Raw genomic sequence first — 20,106 nt, forward strand, 5'->3', positions numbered from 1 at the left:
TCTTTACTGCATAACAAATACCATTCCTAAAAAACGGAGTTCACAGCAAACTATAAAATTATGAATATTTATTTAAGAAATAAAACTATTTTTTGTCTAATAATTGCTACAACTATTTTTTCATGTAAGCGATATGATGATTTGCCTGTTGAAAATGAGGAAAGTGTTTCAGTAGAAAAAAGTTCAAAAGATTTTGATTTTTTACCAACTTCAACAACCAATGAAATTGTTATTCATGAAAATTATACATTGTCATATATAGATGAATATGAACAAGCTGAGTGGGTTGCTTATGAATTAAAAAAAAGCGAATTGAATTATCAAAATAATAATTTTGAAAGACCTTTTTTTATTGAAGATACTAAAGTTAAATCGGGTTCAGCAGATTGGAGAAATTACAAAAGATCAGGTTATGATAAAGGACATCTTTGCCCAGCTGGAGATAGAAAATTTTCAAAAGATGCTTTTGAAGAAACCTTTTTGACATCCAATATCTCACCTCAGAAACATGATTTTAATGAAGGTGTTTGGAATAGATTGGAGCAAAAAGTAAGATATTGGGCATCAAAATATGATGGAGTTTATGTTGTTACTGGCGGCGTTTTCACGGATAATATGGAAACAATTGGTGATGAAGACGTAGCTGTTCCAGAGTTTTTTTATAAAGTTCTTTTAGACAAATCAAGAAGTGAATATAATGCTATTGCTTTTTTAGTTCCGCATGAAGATAGTGCCAAACCTCTATATGAATTTGTTGTTTCCATCGATGAATTAGAAGAAAAAACAGGTTTAGATTTTTTTCCAAAATTAAATGATTCCGTAGAGAATGATTTAGAAAAAAGCAGTGATTATAAGTCGTGGAGTTTTAACTAAACTACCATTCATTTACTTTATTGGCATCCATTTTTAGAAAAATAAACAATAAAACAGTAAATCCCCAAAGTCCAGAGCCACCATACGAAAAGAAAGGTAATGGTACGCCAATTGTTGGAAAAACTCCAATAACCATTGCAATATTTACAAAAAAGTGGATAAATAATATTGCCGCAACACAATAGCCATAGACGCGACTAAACTTGGTTTTTTGCCTTTCAGCAAGATATATTATTCTTAAAATTAATCCAACAAAAAGACCAATTACAAATATACAACCAGCAAAACCCCATTCTTCACCTACTGTCGTAAATATATAATCGGTGTGTTGTTCAGGAACAAATCCACCTTTAGTTTGCGTACCTTCTAAATATCCTTTACCAAATAAACCTCCTGAACCAATTGCTATTTCTGATTGATTGGTATTATATCCAACACCTTTCAAATCGACTTCTTTTCCAAGAAGAATATTAAAACGATCGCGATGATGTTGTTTAAAAACATTGTTGAAAACATAGTTAACAGAAAATGAAAAACTCGAAATCATTACAAGTAAAATGGCACTTGCAATAATATTTCTATCAACTATTCTGCTTTTAAAATAGTTAATGGCTAAAATCACTACTGTTATACCTATTACAATATAAGGGTTGTTTGTAACTAACGTTAATACAAATAAAAGTATTGCAATAAAACCTGTCAATAAGTACCAGCCAGGCATTCCTTCTCTAAAAAGGACTACGAAAAAGATACTATAAATTAAAGCACTACCAGGATCGGGTTGAGGTAATATAAGCATTACAGGTAACATCACTATCAGTAATACTTGAACTTGTCTGTTGACTTCTTTAAGATTTATTTGTACGTCGCTAAGGTATTTTGCTAAAGCAAGTGCTGTAGCGGCTTTAGCAAACTCTGAAGGTTGTAATGTAAAACTTCCAATGGCATACCAACATCGTTGACCTGCAATAACTTTTCCAAAAGCAAATAAACCGAGTAATGATAAAATTGAAATGGCAAATATTACAATTGAAAATTTTTCGTAAAATTTTGCATCAACAAAAAGGACAATGAAAATGATAGGTATGGTAAACAATATAAATAAAAATTGTTTACCATAAACTTGTGAAAAATCTAATATTGAAGAATCTTCACCAACATTTGATAGTGAAGAAGAGTATATATTAAGCCAACCCATAATTACCAATACTATGTAAATTATGATGCTAATCCAATCAATATTTTGTGAAATACTTTGATTTTTCATTTTAATTAGCTTTTGTACTATCTTTTAAAGCTCCTTTTTTTGCGTTCTTTTGTTTTGTGATTGAATCGAGTTTTCTTTTTACTAATGCTAAACTATCTCTTCTTTTAAAAATACTATCTTGTTGTTTTTTTGGAAGTAATTTGTCATACTGCGATTTTAAACTTCCATTTAGCATTCTTTTTTCAAAATCAACTCTTGTGATTTTTTTATTCAAATATTTTTCAATCATTAATGTAGTAATTGGACCAGCCCATCGTGCACCCCAATATCCATTTTCAACAAAAACTGCAATAGCGATTTTTGGATTGTCTTTAGGTGCAAATGCAACAAATATAGAGTGATCTTGAAGTTTTACTCTTCTACCGTTAACTTTTGCAAAATTTTCCGCTGTTCCTGTTTTTCCACATATTTCAATTCCCACAGCTCCAAGTCCACCAGCTGTTCCACCTCGTCCATAGACTGCGTTCATACCTTCAACAATTGGATCAAAATATTTTCTATCGATAGATGTTGTATGTTTAGTTCTAAAACGTTTGTCGATAATATTTCCTTCAATTTTTTTAACAATATGAGGTGTGTAATAGTAACCTCTATTGGCAATTGTTGCCATGAAATTTGCTAATTGTATAGGAGTCATTAAAACCTCTCCTTGACCAATAGCATTTGACAAAATTGTTTTTCCATCCCATTTCCATCCAGCATATGCTTTGTCATATGTTTTTCCTGTTGGAATATTTCCCTTTCTTCCAGTAGGTAAATCATATCCCATAAAATCTCCTAAACCAAATGATTTTAAATGTTTTGCCCAAACATCAACGCCGTAAGATCTGTCTTTATATTTATTTACGGTTTTTATGTAAGAATTAGAAAAATAAGTGTTGCATGATTGATAAATTGCTCTGTGAAGTTGAACTGCTCCACCAGAACAGTGACATTTCATAAATCTACCTCTAGCATAACTAAATCCATGACGGCAATAAAAGCTGGTACTGTCAGTAATTACTCCTTCTTGTAACGCAATTAAACCTGTTAATATTTTAAATGGCGAACCTGGAGGATATTCAGCAAGTAAACCTCTGTCATACAGTGGTTTTGCTATGGAATCTCTATATAATTTACTATAATTTTTAGAACGTTGTCTTCCTACTAAACTTGATGGATCGTATGATGGAGCAGTTACAAGTGCTAAGATTTCACCAGTTCTTGGTTCAATAGCTACAATTCCACCTCGTTTATTGATCATTAATTCTTCTCCATATTTTTGAAGTTCTGCATCAATGGTTAGTGTTATGTCTTTTCCTTGTTTTGCAATAGTATCAAATTTGCCTTCTTTATAAGAACCAATTTCTCGATTAAATTTATCTCTTAAAATATATTTTACCCCTTTTTGACCTCGTAAAATTTCTTCATATTCTTCTTCAACACCTTGTTTTCCTAGTAAATCTCCTCCTTTATAATATGGATTTTTGTTAACTACGGCTTCATTTGCTTGTGTTATAAATCCAAAAACATTAGCTGCATAATTTACTTGATAATCTCTCAAAGAACGCTTTTGAATATAAAATCCTTCAAATCGTCTTAGTTTTTCTTGAAATGCAGCATACTCAAGTTTATTTAATTGAGATAAAAACACAGAAGGTAGCATCGGACTATAAACCCTAGCTTTTTCAATTTTTTTTATAAATTCTTCTTTAGTAATATTTAGTAATTTACAAAATTGAACAGTGTCAATATTTTTCACATGACGAGGAACAACCATAATATCATATGAAGGTTGATTTGCAACTAATAATTTTCCATTTCTATCATATAGATAGCCGCGTTCAGGATACGTATAATTAATTTTAATTGCATTATTTTCGGATTGCAATTTGAAAGAATCATCAATAACCTGTAAATAAAAAAGGCGAATCAGTAATAACGATGCCGTAATAATTACTAATGCTGGAAGTAAAACCTTTCTCATCGTTTTTTGGGCTTAATTAAGTAGATAATTAATATGCTTATGATAATTGTGAATAACGTACTAACTAATGTTTTAAGTATAATGCTCCAAAAGAATTCTAATGTAAAAATTTCTAAGACAAATAAAATTACATGGTGAATTGCTACAGAAAGAAATATAAATGAAAAACGTTCAGGTGTTAAAACATCATTAATTCTAACGGTTTGATATTCATAGCTTAATCCAAAAGAAAATTTGAACAATGATGGTCTTACATAGGCGAGAACTAAACAAGATGCTGCATGAACTCCACCAGAATCCATGAATAAATCCATTATTAATCCAAGAAAAAAACTAGCTAGAAGTAAAGCTGATTTATTTCCATTTACTGGATACAAGATTATAAATAAAACATAAGGAAACGGATTGATGTATCCCAAAAAATCAAATTTATTGAAAATAGTAACTTGAGCTGCAAGCAACAAAATAAAACGGGCAATATTTAGTAATAAAGCACTATTCATCTTTTACAGTTGTTTCTTCAAGTTTTTTGATTTCTTCAGTGTCTTTATTTTTTATAACATAAACATAACCAAGACTCGTCATGTCATTGAACAAGCGAACTTCTAAAACATATAAATTCGTTTCGTTGTCTATGTAAGTCTTTTCTATTGTTCCAATGTTTATATTTTCAGGAAATATAGTTGATTGACCTCCAGTTACAATAGTGTCGCCCTTTTTAACGGTTGCTAATCTCGGAACATCGGTTAATTGAACAAAACCTGTGTTTTTGCCGTTCCAAATTAATGATCCAAAATGTCCTGATTTTTTGACTTTAGCATTAATAGGTGATTTTACATTTAAAATACTTAAAACCGTAGCGTAGTTTTTTGAAGTAGTTTCAACAACCCCAACAATACCTAAACTATTAATAACTCCCATATCTTGTTTCAATCCATCTTTTGAACCTTTGTTAAGGGTTAAATAATTTTCATGAATATTGTATGAGTTTTTAATAACCTTAGCAGTAATTAAATTAATTTGCTTCACACCACTAATGGTATCATAAGGAATTTTAGTAGTATCTTTCAAGTTGAAAAGAATACTTTTTAATCGAGCATTCTCTTTAGCGAGTTCGTCATTTTGAATTTTCAAATTGAAATATTCTTCAACATTATTCATCTTTTCATAAACTCCACCAGATAGAAAATTTGCAGAGCTTATAACCTTACTTTTATGATAAGAATGTGATTGAATAGTTAAAGAAATAGATATTATCATAAGCAGCAAAAACAGCATACGATAGCTGTTTTTAAATATAAAATTGAATATTTGCTGCATTTTTATCTAATGTTCGGTTGAAAGTATTCCGTGAAAAACTAAAAATCTATTTGTAGTTGTTTAAAACTATTTAATTAAGATACTTCTAAATTTTGGAATGTCTTTCAATGCCATTCCAGTTCCTCTAACAACAGCTTTCAATGGATCTTCTGCAATATAAACAGGTAAGTCTGTTTTCAAGGAAATACGTTTATCTAAACCACGAAGCATTGAACCTCCACCTGCTAAATATATACCAGTATTATAAATATCTGCTGCTAATTCTGGAGGTGTTTGTGATAACGTTTCCATAATAGCATCTTCAATTCTTTGAATAGATTTGTCTAACGCTTTTGCAATTTCTCTAAAAGAAACTTCAACTTGTTTTGGTTTACCTGTAAGCAAATCTCTACCTTGAACTGACATATCTTCTGGAGGAGAATCTAAAGCATCTGTAGCAGCACCAATTTGTATTTTGATTTTCTCAGCTGTAGTTTCACCCACAAATAAATTGTGTTGCGTTCTCATGTAGTAAATGATGTCATTTGTAAAAACATCACCTGCAATTTTTACTGATTTATCACAAACAATTCCGCCAAGAGCAATGACTGCAATTTCTGTTGTTCCTCCACCAATATCAACAATCATGTTTCCTTTAGGCTGCATAATGTCAATACCAATACCAATTGCCGCAGCCATTGGTTCATGAATTAAATAAACTTCTTTTCCGTTTACACGTTCGCAACTTTCTTTTACGGCACGCATTTCTACTTCAGTAATTCCAGATGGAATACAAACTACCATGCGTAATGCAGGCGTAAACATTTTTTTCTTCAATGCTGGAATACTTTTGATAAACATCTTTATCATTTCTTCAGAAGCAGCAAAATCAGCAATAACACCATCTTTCAATGGACGTATGGTTTTGATGTTTTCATGGGTTTTACCTTGCATCATATTTGCTTCTTTTCCAGCAGCAATTATTTTTCCAGTAATTCTATCTCTGGCAACAATAGATGGACTATCAATTACAACTTTGTCGTTGTGAATGATTAGCGTATTTGCGGTACCAAGGTCAATTGCTATATCCTCAGTCATGAAATCAAAAAATCCCATAGTTATGTAAAGGGTGTTAGTTTGTTATGTTTTTATTAAGCCTACAAAAATAATAAAATTAATGTTTAAAATGACGTGTTCCAGTAAATACCATTGCAACTTTATTTTCGTTACAATAATTAATGCTTAATTCGTCTTTTATAGAACCTCCAGGTTGAATAACTGCTGTAATTCCAGCATTTTTTGCAATCTCAACACAATCAGGGAAAGGGAAGAATGCGTCACTTGCCATTACTGCACCATTCAAATCAAAATTAAATGAGTTTGCTTTTTCAATTGCTTGTCTCAAAGCATCAACTCTTGATGTTTGTCCTGTTCCAGCGGCAATTAATTGACCATTTTTTGCTAAAACAATTGTGTTTGATTTTGTGTTTTTACAAATTTTTGATGCAAAAATTAAATCTTCAATTTCTTGATTCGTTGGTGTTGTTATTGTAACGTTTTTTAAGCCTTCTTTATTGTCTGTTATGTTATTTCTATCTTGGACTAAAATACCATTTAAACATGTTCTTACTTGTCTATTTGGTAAAGGTACATTATTTATTGTCAATATGATTCTGTTTTTCTTTTCTTGTAAAATTGTTACTGCTTCCTCATCAAAACTTGGAGCAATTACTACTTCACAAAATAATGAATTTATTTCGTTTGCTGTGGCAACATCTATTTTTCCATTTGCAATTAAAACGCCACCAAATGCTGAGGTTGGATCACCAGCAAGCGCATCAAGGTAAGCTTCTTTCATGGAGTTTCTAGTTGAAATTCCACAGGCGTTATTATGCTTTAAAATGGCAAATGTTGGTGCATCGTTTTTAAACTCTAAAATTAAATTTACCGCAGCATCTACATCAAGTAAGTTGTTGTATGACAATTCTTTTCCATGAAGTTTTGTGAAAATCGCATCAAAATCTCCAAAGAAAAACCCTTTTTGATGTGGATTTTCACCATATCGAAGTACTTGACAATTGGTTTCGCTAACTTTTAAAATTGTTTCATCTGTATTAAAATAATTAAAAATAGCAGCATCATAATGAGATGATGTATGAAACGCCTTTGTAGCTAATAATCTTCTTTGTTCTAAAGTTGTTGCGCCATTTCCTTCAGAAATCATTTCTAAAAATAAACCATATTCATTTACCGAAGGAACAATCACAGTATCATTAAAATTTTTTGCTGCGGCACGAATCAATGAAATGCCACCAATATCTATTTTTTCGATGATATCAGCTTCACTTGCACCTGATGCAACAGTTTTTTCAAATGGATATAAATCTACTATAACCAAGTCAATTTGAGGAATGTCAAATTCTTGCATTTGTTGCACATCGGTAGCATTGTTTTGACGGTTTAAAATTCCACCAAAAATTTTTGGATGTAATGTTTTAACTCTTCCGCCAAGGATTTCAGGAAAAGAAGTAATGTCTTCAACAGGAACTACTGGAATTCCTAGATTTTTTATAAATTCTTCTGTTCCGCCAGTAGAATAAAAAGTAACATTTTGTTCGTGTAGTTTGCGAACAATTGGTTCTAAACCATCTTTCGAAAAGACAGAAATTAAAGCCGATTTAATAGTTTTTGTTGTGCTCATTTTGTTGTGTTGTTAAGCACGCAAAAGTAGTTTTTTTAATCGGAATTTATTTCAAATTTTTCTCTGATTTTTTAAATTATTTTCTAATGAAATTATCATTGGTTTTAGTAAGTTTTGTTCACAATCAATGCGATTCATTTTTAATTTATTATTTTTGATGACAATTAATTTTTAACATCTTCAAAATGAAAACTACTGCAATTAAACTTTTGATTTTTTCATTCTTTTTTAGTTTTTTAATTTCATGTAGTAGTGATGATGAAGCAAAACAATTTCCATTAGATCAACCAAGTGTTACTGATGCTGAAGATTATAATGTTTATGCAGCAATTATTGACAGTTATAGTGCTGATAAATTTGTTCTCAAACAAAAAACGTTATCAGGTTATACTTTTATAGATGATTACTTTATTGAGCAATTATCGGAGGACAATCCAGGATTTGAACCTGAAATGGCTGCAACTTTAGTTGAGGTTAATCAAAATCCTTTGTATTTAGAGGAATCTTTTGCTATTTCATCTACACAAGTAGTTTTAGTTTCGGAGGCACAGTTAGAATATATTTTTAATGATGGTTATTCAGAAAATGACTGGAATCAATTTCATGATACATTTTCAAATTCTGAATCTATTGGTTATGGTTATAATCAATTTTCTGCGGTAGCTTATAATGCCGATAAAACAAAAGCTTTAGTTGAAACTGCAAATGTTTGTGGTCCGCTTTGTGGACTTGGGCTATTGATTTATCTTGAAAAAGAAAATGGCATTTGGATTATTAAAAAAAGTGTTCAAACTTGGATTTCATGATTAATGTAACCACATATTTTTATTTTTCGATTAGCAAATCTATTCAAAGTCAAATCTAAAATCAATTTCTATCTAATTTTCTGTAACAATTATCAATTTCTAGTTACTAATACCTTAAATTTGACCTAGAAAAGAACGCTAAAAACATGCTTGTTTACTTCCGATTACTAAAAGAGAGTTTTGGTTTTGCAATGAATGCCTTGCGAAACAACAAGTTGCGTACATTACTTTCACTTCTTGGTGTAACCATTGGAATTTTTTCTATTATTGCTGTTCTTGCTGCGGTTGATTCCTTAGACAAAAAAATTAAAGCAGATATTAGTGGTTTAGACAATAAATCTATTTTCCTTTTTAAATATTGTTTTGGTCCTTCGGATGTTGAAGATTGGAAAATCGACCAATTTCCAGATGTTAGTTTCGACGAATACAACTACATTAAAGATAATGTAAATGGAGTAGAAGCGGTTTGTTATCAGTTTTTTACCAATCGCGAAAGTGTAAAGTATGATGATAAAACTGCAAGTTCTGTTAGTATAAAACCATGTACTTATGAGTTTATTGATATTGAAAAATTAGAATTTACGCAAGGTCGTTTTTTTAACGAACAAGAATCTAATTCAGGTAAAAACTGTGTTATTCTTGGACATGAAGTTGCTCAATCTTTGTTTGAAGATAGTGATCCAATTGACAAAGAAATTCGTCTTTATGGACAAAAGTTTATTGTCTTTGGCGTTTTGAAAAAAGTAGGCGAGCGTATGGTTAATTTTGGTTCAAATCCTGATAATACTGTATATGTTCCAATAAATAAAGTGCGAAGTATGTTTGGCGATAATAATGATTTGTTTACACCAATAATTATCATTCGTCCTGAAGCTAATGTCGAACTTGAAAATATAAAAGGTGAATTAACTCAAAAACTGAGAATCAAACGTGGATTAAAATCAGGTGAGATTGACACTTTTTTTGTTAATGTTTTAAAAGGCGCCACTGATCAAATTGATGCAATCATCACTCAAATGAATATTATGGGTTGGATTATTGCAGGATTTTCACTTCTTGTTGGAGGTTTTGGAATTGCAAATATTATGTTTGTTTCCGTAAAAGAAAGAACTAATTTGATTGGAATTCAAAAATCGCTTGGAGCTAAAAATAAATTCATTTTATTTCAGTTTCTTTTTGAAGCAGTTATACTTTGTGTAATTGGCGGTGCAATTGGTCTTTTTCTAGTTTGGATAATTGCTTTAATCCTTACTAATGCTTTAGATTTTGAATTTGTTCTTAGTCTAAAAAATATGGCGCTTGGAACTTCATTAGCAATTGTTATTGGTTTGATTTCAGGGATTTTACCAGCAATTTCAGCATCAAAACTTGATCCAGTCGAAGCCATTCGAAGCGGAATGTAATTCATTTTCTATATATTTGTTGCAAACTTCTGCAATTGAAAAAACAAGTAGTCAGTATTTTTTTACTATTTATCATGATAGTTCCTGCTGTTGTAACATATACATGGTTACAAAAGCATAAGCGTGCTGTAAAAAGAGAAGTAAAATGGAAAATGATTGCAGGAATCGACAAAAGCGAATTAGTTTTTTTTACATTTTCTAATAAAGATATTCAAACAAAACTGCGATGGGAACACGCTAAAGAATTTGAATATAAAAACCAAATGTATGATGTAGTTGAAAAGAAAATCTTAAAAGATTCTACTCAATTATGGTGTTGGTGGGATTACAAAGAAACCAAACTCAACAAACAATTACAACGTATTTTAGTTACAGTTTTTCAAAACGATTCAAAATCAAAGGAAAAGCAAGATCAAGTATTCAAATTTTACAAAATGGTTTATCTTCCTTCAGTATTTGATTGGAAACCTCATTTTGATGCTTCTTTTTGTAAAAAAGCTATATGTAGAAATGTATTTTACAAATCTGTCACATCACTAATTTCATTACCGCCACCAAAAATCGTTTAGTTCATTTATCGATTTTTGAATGTTAAAGTGCATCACAATTATAAATTTTAAAATTAGAATTTATGATTTGTGTTATTGTGCTATTTAATAATGTCTATTTGATAAAATAGCATTTATAATTATAAAAAAATGAAAAGATATATTACTTATGCTGTATTGTTTTTATCAGTAATTGGGTATTCACAAACAGATAATGATTCTACAAAAGTTAAAACTATTGATGAAGTTGTAGTTTTAAATAAATTACCAAAAAAGTTTTCTTCATTGCCAAATCAAATTGAAGTTATAACTGAGAAACAAATTGAGTTTCAAAATTTTCAAACTACTGCCGAAATGCTTTCCAATTCAGGAAACCTATTTGTTCAAAAATCGCAACAAGGTGGCGGAAGTCCTGCTATTAGGGGGTTTGAAGCAAGTAGGGTTTTACTTCTTGTTGATGGAATTCGAATGAATAATTTAATTTTTCGTGCTGGACATCTTCAAAACGCAATTACAGTTGACGAGAATATGCTTGAAAATGTTGGGATTTTTTATGGACCAACATCAACACTCTTTGGAAGCGATGCTTTAGGTGGTACTGTTGCAATGACTACCAAGAGAGCTTTGTTTTTAGATGAATCAAAAAAAGCTCTGACAGGAAATGTAAATACAAGATATAGTTCTGTTAATGAGGAAAAATCAATTGCGTTTGGGTTGAATTATGCAACATCAAATTTTGCATCATTGACTTCATTTTCTTTTAATGATTTTGGAGATTTAAGAATGGGAAAACGTAAAAATCATCATTCAGATTATTTTGGCGAAAGACCTTTTTATGTAGCAACAATTGATGGAGTTGATCAATTGATTGAAAATGATAATAAATATGTTCAAAAAAATTCGGGTTACAAGCAGTATAATTTTATGCAAAAACTGGCTTATAAAACTGCATCAGGTTTTGAACATGGCTTGAATTTTCAATATTCAACTTCATCAGATATTAATAGATATGATAGATTGACTGAAACAAATGCTACAACTGGTCTAACGCATGCCGAATGGTATTATGGACCACAAAAACGTTTGTTAGGAGTTTATTCTCTTCAAAAATCTAATGCGTTTTTAAATAGTGATTTGAAAATCAATGTTGCTTTTCAAGATGTAAAAGAAAGTCGTCACAATAGAAGATTTGGGAATTATAAATTACAAAATAGAGAGGAAGAAGTGAAAATGTACTCTGTTTCTGCTGATTTGAATAAGAAATTTTCAAAGGGTGAATTATTTTACGGATTTGAATCTTATTTTGAAACGTTAAACTCGTCAGCTTATTCGAATAATATCAATACGGGAGAAATTGCTGCAATAAGTACACGTTATCCAAACGGTGATAATAAAATGATGCGTAATGATTTGTATGTTTCTTACAATCATAAAGTTTCTGAAAATACTTTTTGGAATGCAGGAGCGAGAGTTGGATATACAACACTAAAAAGCACTATTAATGATGATGCATTTTTTCCATTACCATTTTCTAGTATTTCTCAAGGAAATGTGACTTACAGTGGAACAATTGGAATAAACCATAATAATTCTCAAAACTTTACTATTAAAGCGAATCTTTCAAGTGGATTTAGAGTTCCTAATATTGATGATTTAGCTAAGATATTTGAATCAGTTCAAGGAACAATTATTGTTCCTAATGAAGATTTGAAACCTGAGAAAACGTTAACTGCTGATTTTGGAATTGTCATTCAATCTGATTCTAAAAAAATAAGGTTAGAAAATACTTACTTTTACACAAGAATGTATGATGCTATTGTAACGGATGAATTTCAATATAATGGTCAAAGCATAATTGATTATGAAGGAACTCCGAGTCAAGTTTTTGCAAATCAAAATAAAGGCAAAGCATTTGTGACAGGAATTTCCACAAGTTTTTATGCGGCATTGTTAGATGATTTAGATTTTAATGCATCTTTCAATTATACTTATGGAAGAGTTGTTGAAGAAAATGGTACAAAAACACCTTTAGATCATATTTCACCTTATTTTGGAAAAATAGGTTTCGAGTACACTAAATCATGGGCAAATTTTGAATTATATATGTTATATAATGGTAAAAAAGCAAGTAAAAACTATTCTACAAGTGGTGAAGATAATCAACAATATGCACCAATAGGAGGAATGCCTGCTTGGGAAACGTATAATTTTAAAACAGGATTTAAAGTGTATAAAGGAGCAACACTTTTTGCAGGTATTGAAAATATTTTAGATACTCAATATCGAACTTTTGCTTCTGGAATTAATGCTCCAGGAAGAAACTTTTACGCTGGTTTGAAGTACAGTTTCTAAAATTAGATTTAAAATAAAATCCCGTCTCATTTTAACGAGACGGGATTTTTTTATCTAATTTCTTGATTTAAAATTAAATCAATGTATAAATTTATTTTGTCTTTTAGTTCTTTTCTTGGAGCAATGAAGTCTAAAAATCCATGTTCTAATACAAATTCTGCGGTTTGAAAACCTTCAGGTAAATCTTTTCCAGTTGTATCTCGAACTACTCTTGGTCCAGCAAATCCAATTAATGCGCCAGGTTCAGAAATGTTGATATCACCAAGCATAGCATAAGAAGCAGTTGTTCCTCCTGTCGTTGGGTCAGTACATAAAGAGATATATGGAATTTTTGCTTCGGCAAGTTGTGCTAATTTTGCAGAGGTTTTTGCTAATTGCATTAAAGAATAAGCTGCTTCCATCATTCTTGCTCCACCAGATTTTGAAATCATAACAAATGGAACATTGTGTTTTATTGAATAATCAATTCCTCTTGCTATTTTTTCTCCAACTACTGCTCCCATTGAACCACCAATGAAAGCAAAATCCATACAACAAACTACTAAATCTTTACCTTTAGATTTTCCAACTCCTGTTCGCACCGCATCTTTCAATTTGGTTTTGTCCATTACGTCTTTCAATCGGTCAGAATATTTTTTTGTATCCACAAAATTTAATGGATCTTTTGATGTCATTTTTGCATCTAATTCTTTGAATTCGTTATTGTCAAATAATATTTCAAAATATTCTTTACTTCCAATCCTAACATGAAAATCATCTTCAGGACTAACCCAAAGGTTTCTTGCTAATTCGTCAGTATCAATAATTTTTCCTGTTGGAGATTTATACCACAACCCTTTCGGAACATCTTTTTTGTCCTCAGTTGCAGTAGTAATTCCTTTTTCTTTTCTTTTAAACCAAGCCATAATTTTAAATTTTGGATGGAAGATGGAAGATGGAAGATGGAAGAAACCTTCCTACTTCTAGCTTCAAACTTCCAGCTTATAAAGTGTTAACGTTGTTTAAGTCAGCAAATGCTTGTTCTAATCTTGTGTTGAAAGTTACTTCACCTTCACGAACCCATTTTCTTGGATCGTAATGTTTTTTATTTGGAGAATCGGCACCATCAGGACTTCCAATTTGAGTTCTTAGATAATCAATTTTAGAAACCATATAATCTCTAATTCCTTCAGTAAAAGCAAATTGTAAATCAGTGTCAATATTCATTTTAATAACACCATAAGAAATAGCTTCTCTAATTTCCTCTAATGTTGAACCTGAACCTCCATGAAAAACAAAATCAACCGGATTTGGACCAGTATTGAATTTTTGTTGCACATAATCTTGTGAGTTTTTCAAAATTTTTGGAGTCAATTTTACATTTCCTGGTTTGTAAACTCCATGAACATTTCCGAACGAAGCAGCAATTGTGAATCTTGAACTAACTTTTGAAAGTTCCTCATAAGCATAAGAAACTTCTGATGGTTGTGTGTATAATTTTGAACTATCAACATCAGAATTATCAACTCCGTCTTCTTCGCCACCAGTTATTCCTAACTCTATTTCTAAAGTCATTCCCATTTTGCTCATTCTTGCTAAATAGGTTTTACAGATTTCAATATTTTCTTCAATTGGTTCTTCTGACAAATCAATCATGTGTGAAGAGAATAAAGATTTTCCTGTTTCTGCATAGAATTTTTCAGAAGCATCTAATAAACCATCAATCCAAGGCAATAATTTTTTTGCACAATGGTCAGTGTGAAGTATTACTGTTGCTCCATAAGCTTCTGCTAGAGTGTGTATGTGTTTTGCTCCTGCAATTGCTCCTAAAATAGCCGATTTCTCACCTGCATTTGAAAGTCCTTTTCCTGCATTAAATTGTGCACCACCATTTGAAAATTGAATAATTACAGGTGCATTTAATTTTGCAGCTGTTTCTAAAACGCCGTTTATTGTACTTGAACCAGTTACATTTACTGCTGGAAGGGCAAAACCTTTTTCTTTTGCATAAGCAAAAATTGCTTGAACTTCATCTCCAGTAGCAACTCCTGGTTTGATATTGTGTGACATTGTGTAGTAGTTTTTTTAGTTAATCCCAAAATTTAGGAATACAAAAATAATAATTCTATTTTAGAATGGATAATTTATACCAATATTTACAACAGATTTTGATAAATTAATTTCTTTAAACCATTTTTCATTTTCAAGTTTAGCAGGATTGTAGGTTTTAAATCCTAAATCGCCACGAACAACAAATAGTCCAAAATCATATCGTAAACCAAAACCTGTTCCCAAAGCAATGGTTTCTAAAGATTTTAATCCATTGAATTGATATGTTTCGTCTTCTACGTCATCAAAAACATTCCAAATATTACCTAAATCACCAAAAAGCGCACCATTCAAATTTCCAAAAATATTAAATCGGAGTTCTGCGTTGAAACTGATTTTCATATTAGCTTCGTTAAAATCATTAATTCCGCCGCTACTTCCTGGACCTAAACTATAAGGTTGCCATGCTCTATTGTCGTTTGTTCCTCCAGCAAAATAACTTCGGGAAAAAGGAATGTTTTTTGAATTAGAATATGGAATTGCTATACCAAAGAAACTTCTAATGGCAAAGACTTTTTTTCTGTTCAAATCCCAATGTTTGATGTATTCAAATTCTGTTTTAATGTACTGTGAATATTCAACATCAAAAATAGTATTGGCACCACTTTGATTAATCAGTTGATTTGAAGCTCGTGCAAAAAGCGATAAAACATTTCCAGCCGATTCTATTTTTGTTCTAAAAACATGAAAGCTATTGTCTTGTAAATTACTTTTTGATGTTTGTGAAAAGCTAAAACTTGTTGCAAAAATCAGATTGTTTTCTGTTAATCTTTTTCTTCGTTCTTCAATACTACTAATAGTTTTTAAATCCTCATCTGAAACATTTAAATTAGATGGAACTGAATTGAAAACTTGATTAATAAATCCATTAGTTCCTTGATCAATTTCTAATTTTCCATTTTTAAAAAACGAAGCATTTGCTCCATAAGCAATTGCTAAATCATTTAATATATCATAAGATGACTCATAAATATTGAAATAATTACTAATATTTACATTCTTAACAAATTGAACGTTTAGTAAATCAAATCGGGCAGTTTTGTTTTTTCTTGGAGTCCAATTGTATGTAAGTGAACTTGTAAAATTTTCTTTATCTAAACCAATATTTCTTTGTTTAGCATAACCCACACTTAAGGTTGTAGATGGAATCATACTTTTTGGAATAATTTTATCAGTTTTGAAAGGCAATAAAATTCTTGGAAAATTAAGTTTTGAATCGATACCAAACTCAGAAATGTTAAAAAAGGTTCCATTTGGGTTTGCTATATCTCTTGATGAACCTATATTTCCTCTAAAGGCAATTTCAAAAGTTTCTGCACCATTAAAAACATTTCTAATTCCTAAAGAAGTATTTCCAGAGATACCAAAGTCTTGAATATTAGAATGTGTAAAATCTGCTGAAAGTCCAAAAGTGTATTTTTTTCTTGGTGTTAAAAATACATTAGCAATCAATCCGTTTTCATCCTTTGGGTCAACTTTATATTGAATTACAGGATAATTGAAAACCCTTAAATTACTCAAATATTTTGAGGTTAATGTAGTGTTCACGTCAGAATATGTTCCTCCTTTTGAAATAAAAACAGCATTGGTAATTGCTTTTGGACGGTATTTTAATTTGTTTTCACTGTAAAAATTAAAATCTTTATATGTCACAGAATCATTTACTTTAACAACACTTCTATTAGCAGGATGATCTGTAAAAATATTTACTTTATTAATTTTATATAACTTAAATTCTTGTGTTCTTGAAGTATCATTTACACGAATATTTTGATTTTTAATATTCAAATCAAGATGTACTTTTTTGTTTGTATTTATGGTGTCAAGAACTCTAGAAATATAGTTTTGTTGAAAGAAAAAGGCACCGTTATTTCTAAAGTCAGCTGTAATTCTGTTTCTTTCGTTTTCCCAATCACTTTCGGTATATTGTTTTCCTGTTTTAAAAAAACTTGCTGCAATTTTATTTTTGTAGATAGAATCTAAAGCAGGCGTAGCAATATTAGTCTTGATACTGTCCACTTTAAAACCATTTCCTTTATCAATACTATATTTGATTTTTACTTTTTTTGTTTGAGAAGAATCTGCAGTAAAACTAGTTTTTACATCAAAAAAACCATTGTCAAAATAATATTTTCTTAATCGTCTTAAAGATTTATTTGTACTGTTTGTGTCAAGTATTACTGGTGCTTCTCCAGTTTTTTTTAAAAAATTATGAATTCCTTCATGCCAAAATGAATGGCCTAATCGATCAACTTGTTTTTTTGAGAGAAATTTTGCTTTTCGTTTATACTTTTCAGGATTTTTAATAAATTTAGCTTTGTATGACGAATCAGTATTCTTTTTTGCAAGGTTAAATAAATTCAATCTAAGTCGGTAGCCAAGGATTGAACTGTTAGGTTTTTGATACAATTGATTGAAAACTTCTTCGTCTTTAGTTGATTGATTATCAACTGATATTTCGTTTTTAATTAGTAAGCGTTTATTTTTTGGAACACGTTTAGTTGTGTTACAAGAGGTAACTAGTAGTCCAATTAAAATAAATAGTGATATTTTTGTAAAGTGATTTTTCAAAAGCGAAATAATTTAATTCAAAAATACATTTTTTTATGGTTAGTAAGAGCCAAATAAAATTAATTACAAGTTTGCAACAAAAAAAATTCCGTCAAGAGCATCAATTGTTTATTGCAGAAGGTGTAAAGGTAATTCAAGAATTGCTATTATCAAATTTTGTATTAGAACATTTGTTTGTTACGCAAGAACTTTTTTCTGAAGTAGATACAAAACAAAAAACAGTTATCACGGAGACGGAATTAAAGAAGATTTCGTGTTTGTCAACACCAAATAATTGTTTGGCTTTGTTTAAAATTCCAATACAAAAAACTACTAAAAGTTCAGGATTGATAATTGCCTTAGATGATATTCGTGATCCTGGAAACATGGGTACAATTATTCGTTTGTGCGATTGGTTTGGGATTGAACAAATAGTTTGTTCTGAACAAACGGTGGATGCTTATAATCCTAAAGTGGTTCAGGCAACAATGGGTTCAATATCTAGAGTATCGATTACATATACTAACCTTTCTAAATATTTATCAAGACAAAGCATTGAAATTTTTGGAACTTTTATGGATGGAAAAAACGTTTACAAAGAAAGTTTACCTAAAGATGGTGTTTTAGTTTTAGGGAATGAAGCAAATGGAATATCAAAAGATGTTGAAAAATTGATTACTTCAAAACTTGCTATTCCACGTTTTGGCGATTTACAAAAAGCAGAAAGTTTAAATGTGGCAACAGCTACCGCAATATTTTTGAGTGAATTTAAACGATTTTCTTAGTGAAATGTAAAGTTTATGAAAACGGCTCTAGTTTTCATAGCGTCAATATTTCCTGTCCAAGGACTGTTTGGGTCATTGTCTCGAATTAACTCGTCATTTAAACCAAAAACGCCTCGAATAGATGGAGAGAACTTGAAATATTCTAAATACAAATCAACTCCAAAACCAACTTCATAATTTGTTGTCCATGGTTTCATTCTAAACCTTTGTTGTAAATTATCGTCTTTAGTTTTTGAATTGCTTGATAAATTCAATGTTGCAGAAAGGCCACCAAGTAAATAAGGACGAAAATTTCCAATTCTTTCTGATGAAAACTTTAATAAAAGAGGAAAATGAATGTAAGTAGATTTAACTTCTCTCAAAGCATCATTTTCATTAGTAAAACCAGAATAGGTTAAATCTCTTTGTGTATAATACAATCCTGGTTCAAAACGTAAATCTAAATGTTCATAAAGACGTAAATTTCCAACTAAACCAACATTAAAACCAGTAACGCCTTTTACGGATATATCTTTTTCAGGAGTGTTTTTGTAATCAAATTTAAAATCATAAGCATTAAATCCTAAAAAATATCCCCAATGAACTTTCTGTTTATCAAAGTTTTCAAGATTAATGATTGGGTCTTTAGAAAACATTCCTTTTGACTGTGCTGGACTTTCAATAGTTATAAAAAACAATACTATAAATAAATACTTTTTCATATGCATGCTGAATTGCTTCAGGTTTATTTTTTTGATGCCGAATAAATAGTTGCAACACCAAATGTTTGTGGCATAGCAATTACATCTATAAACCCAATTTTTCTCAAAATATTGTTTAAAACTTCTCCATAAGGAAAAACAGATGCTGATTCTGATAAATATCCATAAGCAACATCGTCTTTTGAGAAAATTTTTCCAATGATAGGCAAAATATTTTTAGTATAAAAACGATATCCTTGTTTATAAGGTGTTTTCGTAGGTACAGAAGTTTCTAAAATCACAAAAATTCCGTTAGGTTTTAATACTCTTAGGATTTCTGCAAGTCCTTTTTCAAGAGTTTCAAAATTTCTAATTCCGAAGGAAACTGTGATGGCATCAAAATGATTATCAGGAAAAGGCATGCTTTCACTATCACCAATAACCATTTCGATAATATTATCAAGTTTTTTATCAGCAATTTTCTTTTTTCCAACTTCAAGCATTCCAGCAGAAATGTCTAATCCAATAATTTTTTTTGCTTTGGTTTTTGTCATTAAAATTGCCAAATCGCCTGTTCCTGTTGCAATGTCAAGAATGTTTTCAGGATTTTTTTCAGAAACAAGTTGGAGTACTTTTTTACGCCATTTTACATCAATTCCAAAAGAAATCACTCGGTTTAATCCATCATAATTGCCCGAAATAGTATCAAACATTTGAGTGACTTGTTCTTTTTTTCCTAATGTGGAATCTTTATATGGTGTAACGTTTTTTGACATTTTTTCGCAATT

At 30.4% G+C, this 20,106-nt stretch carries 17 protein-coding genes; 6 read left to right on the top strand and 11 right to left on the bottom strand.

The features are described 5' to 3' along the window. Positions 1–60: 60 nt before the first annotated feature. A complete protein-coding gene (locus tag Q0049_RS02020) occupies positions 61–873 on the top strand; it encodes a DNA/RNA non-specific endonuclease (protein ID WP_298115984.1) in 813 nt (270 codons plus the stop codon). A gap of 1 nt (position 874) precedes the next feature. On the opposite strand, the gene rodA is transcribed toward Q0049_RS02020, so the two are convergent. The 6 genes from rodA to purH form a co-directional block, all read right to left on the bottom strand. Continuing rightward, a complete protein-coding gene (gene rodA / locus Q0049_RS02025; protein WP_298115987.1) occupies positions 875–2,140 on the bottom strand; it encodes a rod shape-determining protein RodA in 1,266 nt (421 codons plus the stop codon). Position 2,141: 1 nt separating this feature from the next. Beyond that, positions 2,142–4,106: a penicillin-binding protein 2 gene (mrdA, locus tag Q0049_RS02030; RefSeq protein WP_298115990.1), complete on the bottom strand. Its 1,965-nt coding sequence runs from the start codon at positions 4,104–4,106 to the stop codon at positions 2,142–2,144. Further along, positions 4,103–4,609 (bottom strand): rod shape-determining protein MreD, encoded by a 507-nt coding sequence (locus tag Q0049_RS02035; RefSeq protein WP_298115993.1) that lies wholly within the window; start codon positions 4,607–4,609, stop codon positions 4,103–4,105. The genes mrdA and Q0049_RS02035 overlap by 4 nt, the downstream gene beginning before the upstream one ends. After that, the gene (gene mreC / locus Q0049_RS02040; RefSeq protein WP_298115995.1) at positions 4,602–5,426 is read right to left on the bottom strand and encodes a rod shape-determining protein MreC; all 825 of its coding nucleotides are present in this window, start codon (positions 5,424–5,426) and stop codon (positions 4,602–4,604) included. Before mreC ends, Q0049_RS02035 begins: the two co-directional genes overlap by 8 nt. Positions 5,427–5,492: 66 nt before the next feature. Continuing rightward, on the bottom strand, positions 5,493–6,521 hold the full coding sequence (locus Q0049_RS02045; RefSeq protein ID WP_298115997.1) for a rod shape-determining protein: 1,029 nt from the start codon (positions 6,519–6,521) through the stop codon (positions 5,493–5,495). Between the two features lie 58 nt (positions 6,522–6,579). Further along, positions 6,580–8,106, bottom strand: coding sequence for a bifunctional phosphoribosylaminoimidazolecarboxamide formyltransferase/IMP cyclohydrolase (gene purH, locus Q0049_RS02050; RefSeq protein WP_298115999.1), 1,527 nt, complete (start codon positions 8,104–8,106; stop codon positions 6,580–6,582). Between the two features lie 185 nt (positions 8,107–8,291). Here purH and Q0049_RS02055 point away from each other — a divergent pair, with 185 nt between their 5' ends. The 4 genes from Q0049_RS02055 to Q0049_RS02070 all read left to right on the top strand — a co-directional run bounded on the left by Q0049_RS02055 (position 8,292) and on the right by Q0049_RS02070 (position 13,215). Continuing rightward, the gene (locus tag Q0049_RS02055; protein ID WP_298116002.1) at positions 8,292–8,912 is read left to right on the top strand and encodes a hypothetical protein; all 621 of its coding nucleotides are present in this window, start codon (positions 8,292–8,294) and stop codon (positions 8,910–8,912) included. A gap of 146 nt (positions 8,913–9,058) precedes the next feature. Then, the gene (locus Q0049_RS02060) at positions 9,059–10,315 is read left to right on the top strand and encodes an ABC transporter permease (RefSeq protein WP_298116005.1); all 1,257 of its coding nucleotides are present in this window, start codon (positions 9,059–9,061) and stop codon (positions 10,313–10,315) included. A gap of 35 nt (positions 10,316–10,350) precedes the next feature. Next, on the top strand, positions 10,351–10,884 hold the full coding sequence (locus tag Q0049_RS02065) for a hypothetical protein (protein ID WP_298116007.1): 534 nt from the start codon (positions 10,351–10,353) through the stop codon (positions 10,882–10,884). A gap of 129 nt (positions 10,885–11,013) precedes the next feature. Then, positions 11,014–13,215, top strand: coding sequence for a TonB-dependent receptor (locus Q0049_RS02070; protein ID WP_298116010.1), 2,202 nt, complete (start codon positions 11,014–11,016; stop codon positions 13,213–13,215). A 50-nt stretch (positions 13,216–13,265) separates the two neighbouring features. On the opposite strand, the gene accD is transcribed toward Q0049_RS02070, so the two are convergent. The 3 genes from accD to Q0049_RS02085 form a co-directional block, all read right to left on the bottom strand. Further along, entirely contained in the window at positions 13,266–14,120 is an 855-nt protein-coding gene (accD, locus tag Q0049_RS02075; protein WP_298116012.1) for an acetyl-CoA carboxylase, carboxyltransferase subunit beta, read from the bottom strand. Positions 14,121–14,196: 76 nt separating this feature from the next. Beyond that, positions 14,197–15,264 carry a class II fructose-bisphosphate aldolase gene (fbaA, locus tag Q0049_RS02080; protein WP_298116014.1) on the bottom strand — a complete coding sequence of 356 codons (1,068 nt, stop codon included), beginning with the start codon at positions 15,262–15,264 and terminating at the stop codon, positions 14,197–14,199. Between the two features lie 60 nt (positions 15,265–15,324). Beyond that, entirely contained in the window at positions 15,325–17,874 is a 2,550-nt protein-coding gene (locus Q0049_RS02085; protein WP_298116016.1) for a BamA/TamA family outer membrane protein, read from the bottom strand. A 35-nt stretch (positions 17,875–17,909) separates the two neighbouring features. Between Q0049_RS02085 and Q0049_RS02090 the strand changes: the two genes are divergently transcribed. Next, the gene (locus Q0049_RS02090) at positions 17,910–18,638 is read left to right on the top strand and encodes an RNA methyltransferase (protein WP_298116019.1); all 729 of its coding nucleotides are present in this window, start codon (positions 17,910–17,912) and stop codon (positions 18,636–18,638) included. Here Q0049_RS02090 and Q0049_RS02095 read toward each other — a convergent pair. Next, complete coding sequence (locus Q0049_RS02095) at positions 18,635–19,339, bottom strand: porin family protein (protein ID WP_298116021.1); 705 nt, start codon at positions 19,337–19,339, stop codon at positions 18,635–18,637. The two genes, Q0049_RS02090 and Q0049_RS02095, sit on opposite strands and share 4 nt — an antisense overlap. Positions 19,340–19,362: 23 nt before the next feature. Next, positions 19,363–20,094 (bottom strand): bifunctional demethylmenaquinone methyltransferase/2-methoxy-6-polyprenyl-1,4-benzoquinol methylase UbiE, encoded by a 732-nt coding sequence (ubiE, locus tag Q0049_RS02100; RefSeq protein WP_298116024.1) that lies wholly within the window; start codon positions 20,092–20,094, stop codon positions 19,363–19,365. Positions 20,095–20,106: the final 12 nt, after the last annotated feature.

This window comes from Flavobacterium sp., from assembly GCF_027484205.1.
Taxonomy (GTDB): Bacteria; Bacteroidota; Bacteroidia; order Flavobacteriales; family Flavobacteriaceae; genus Flavobacterium.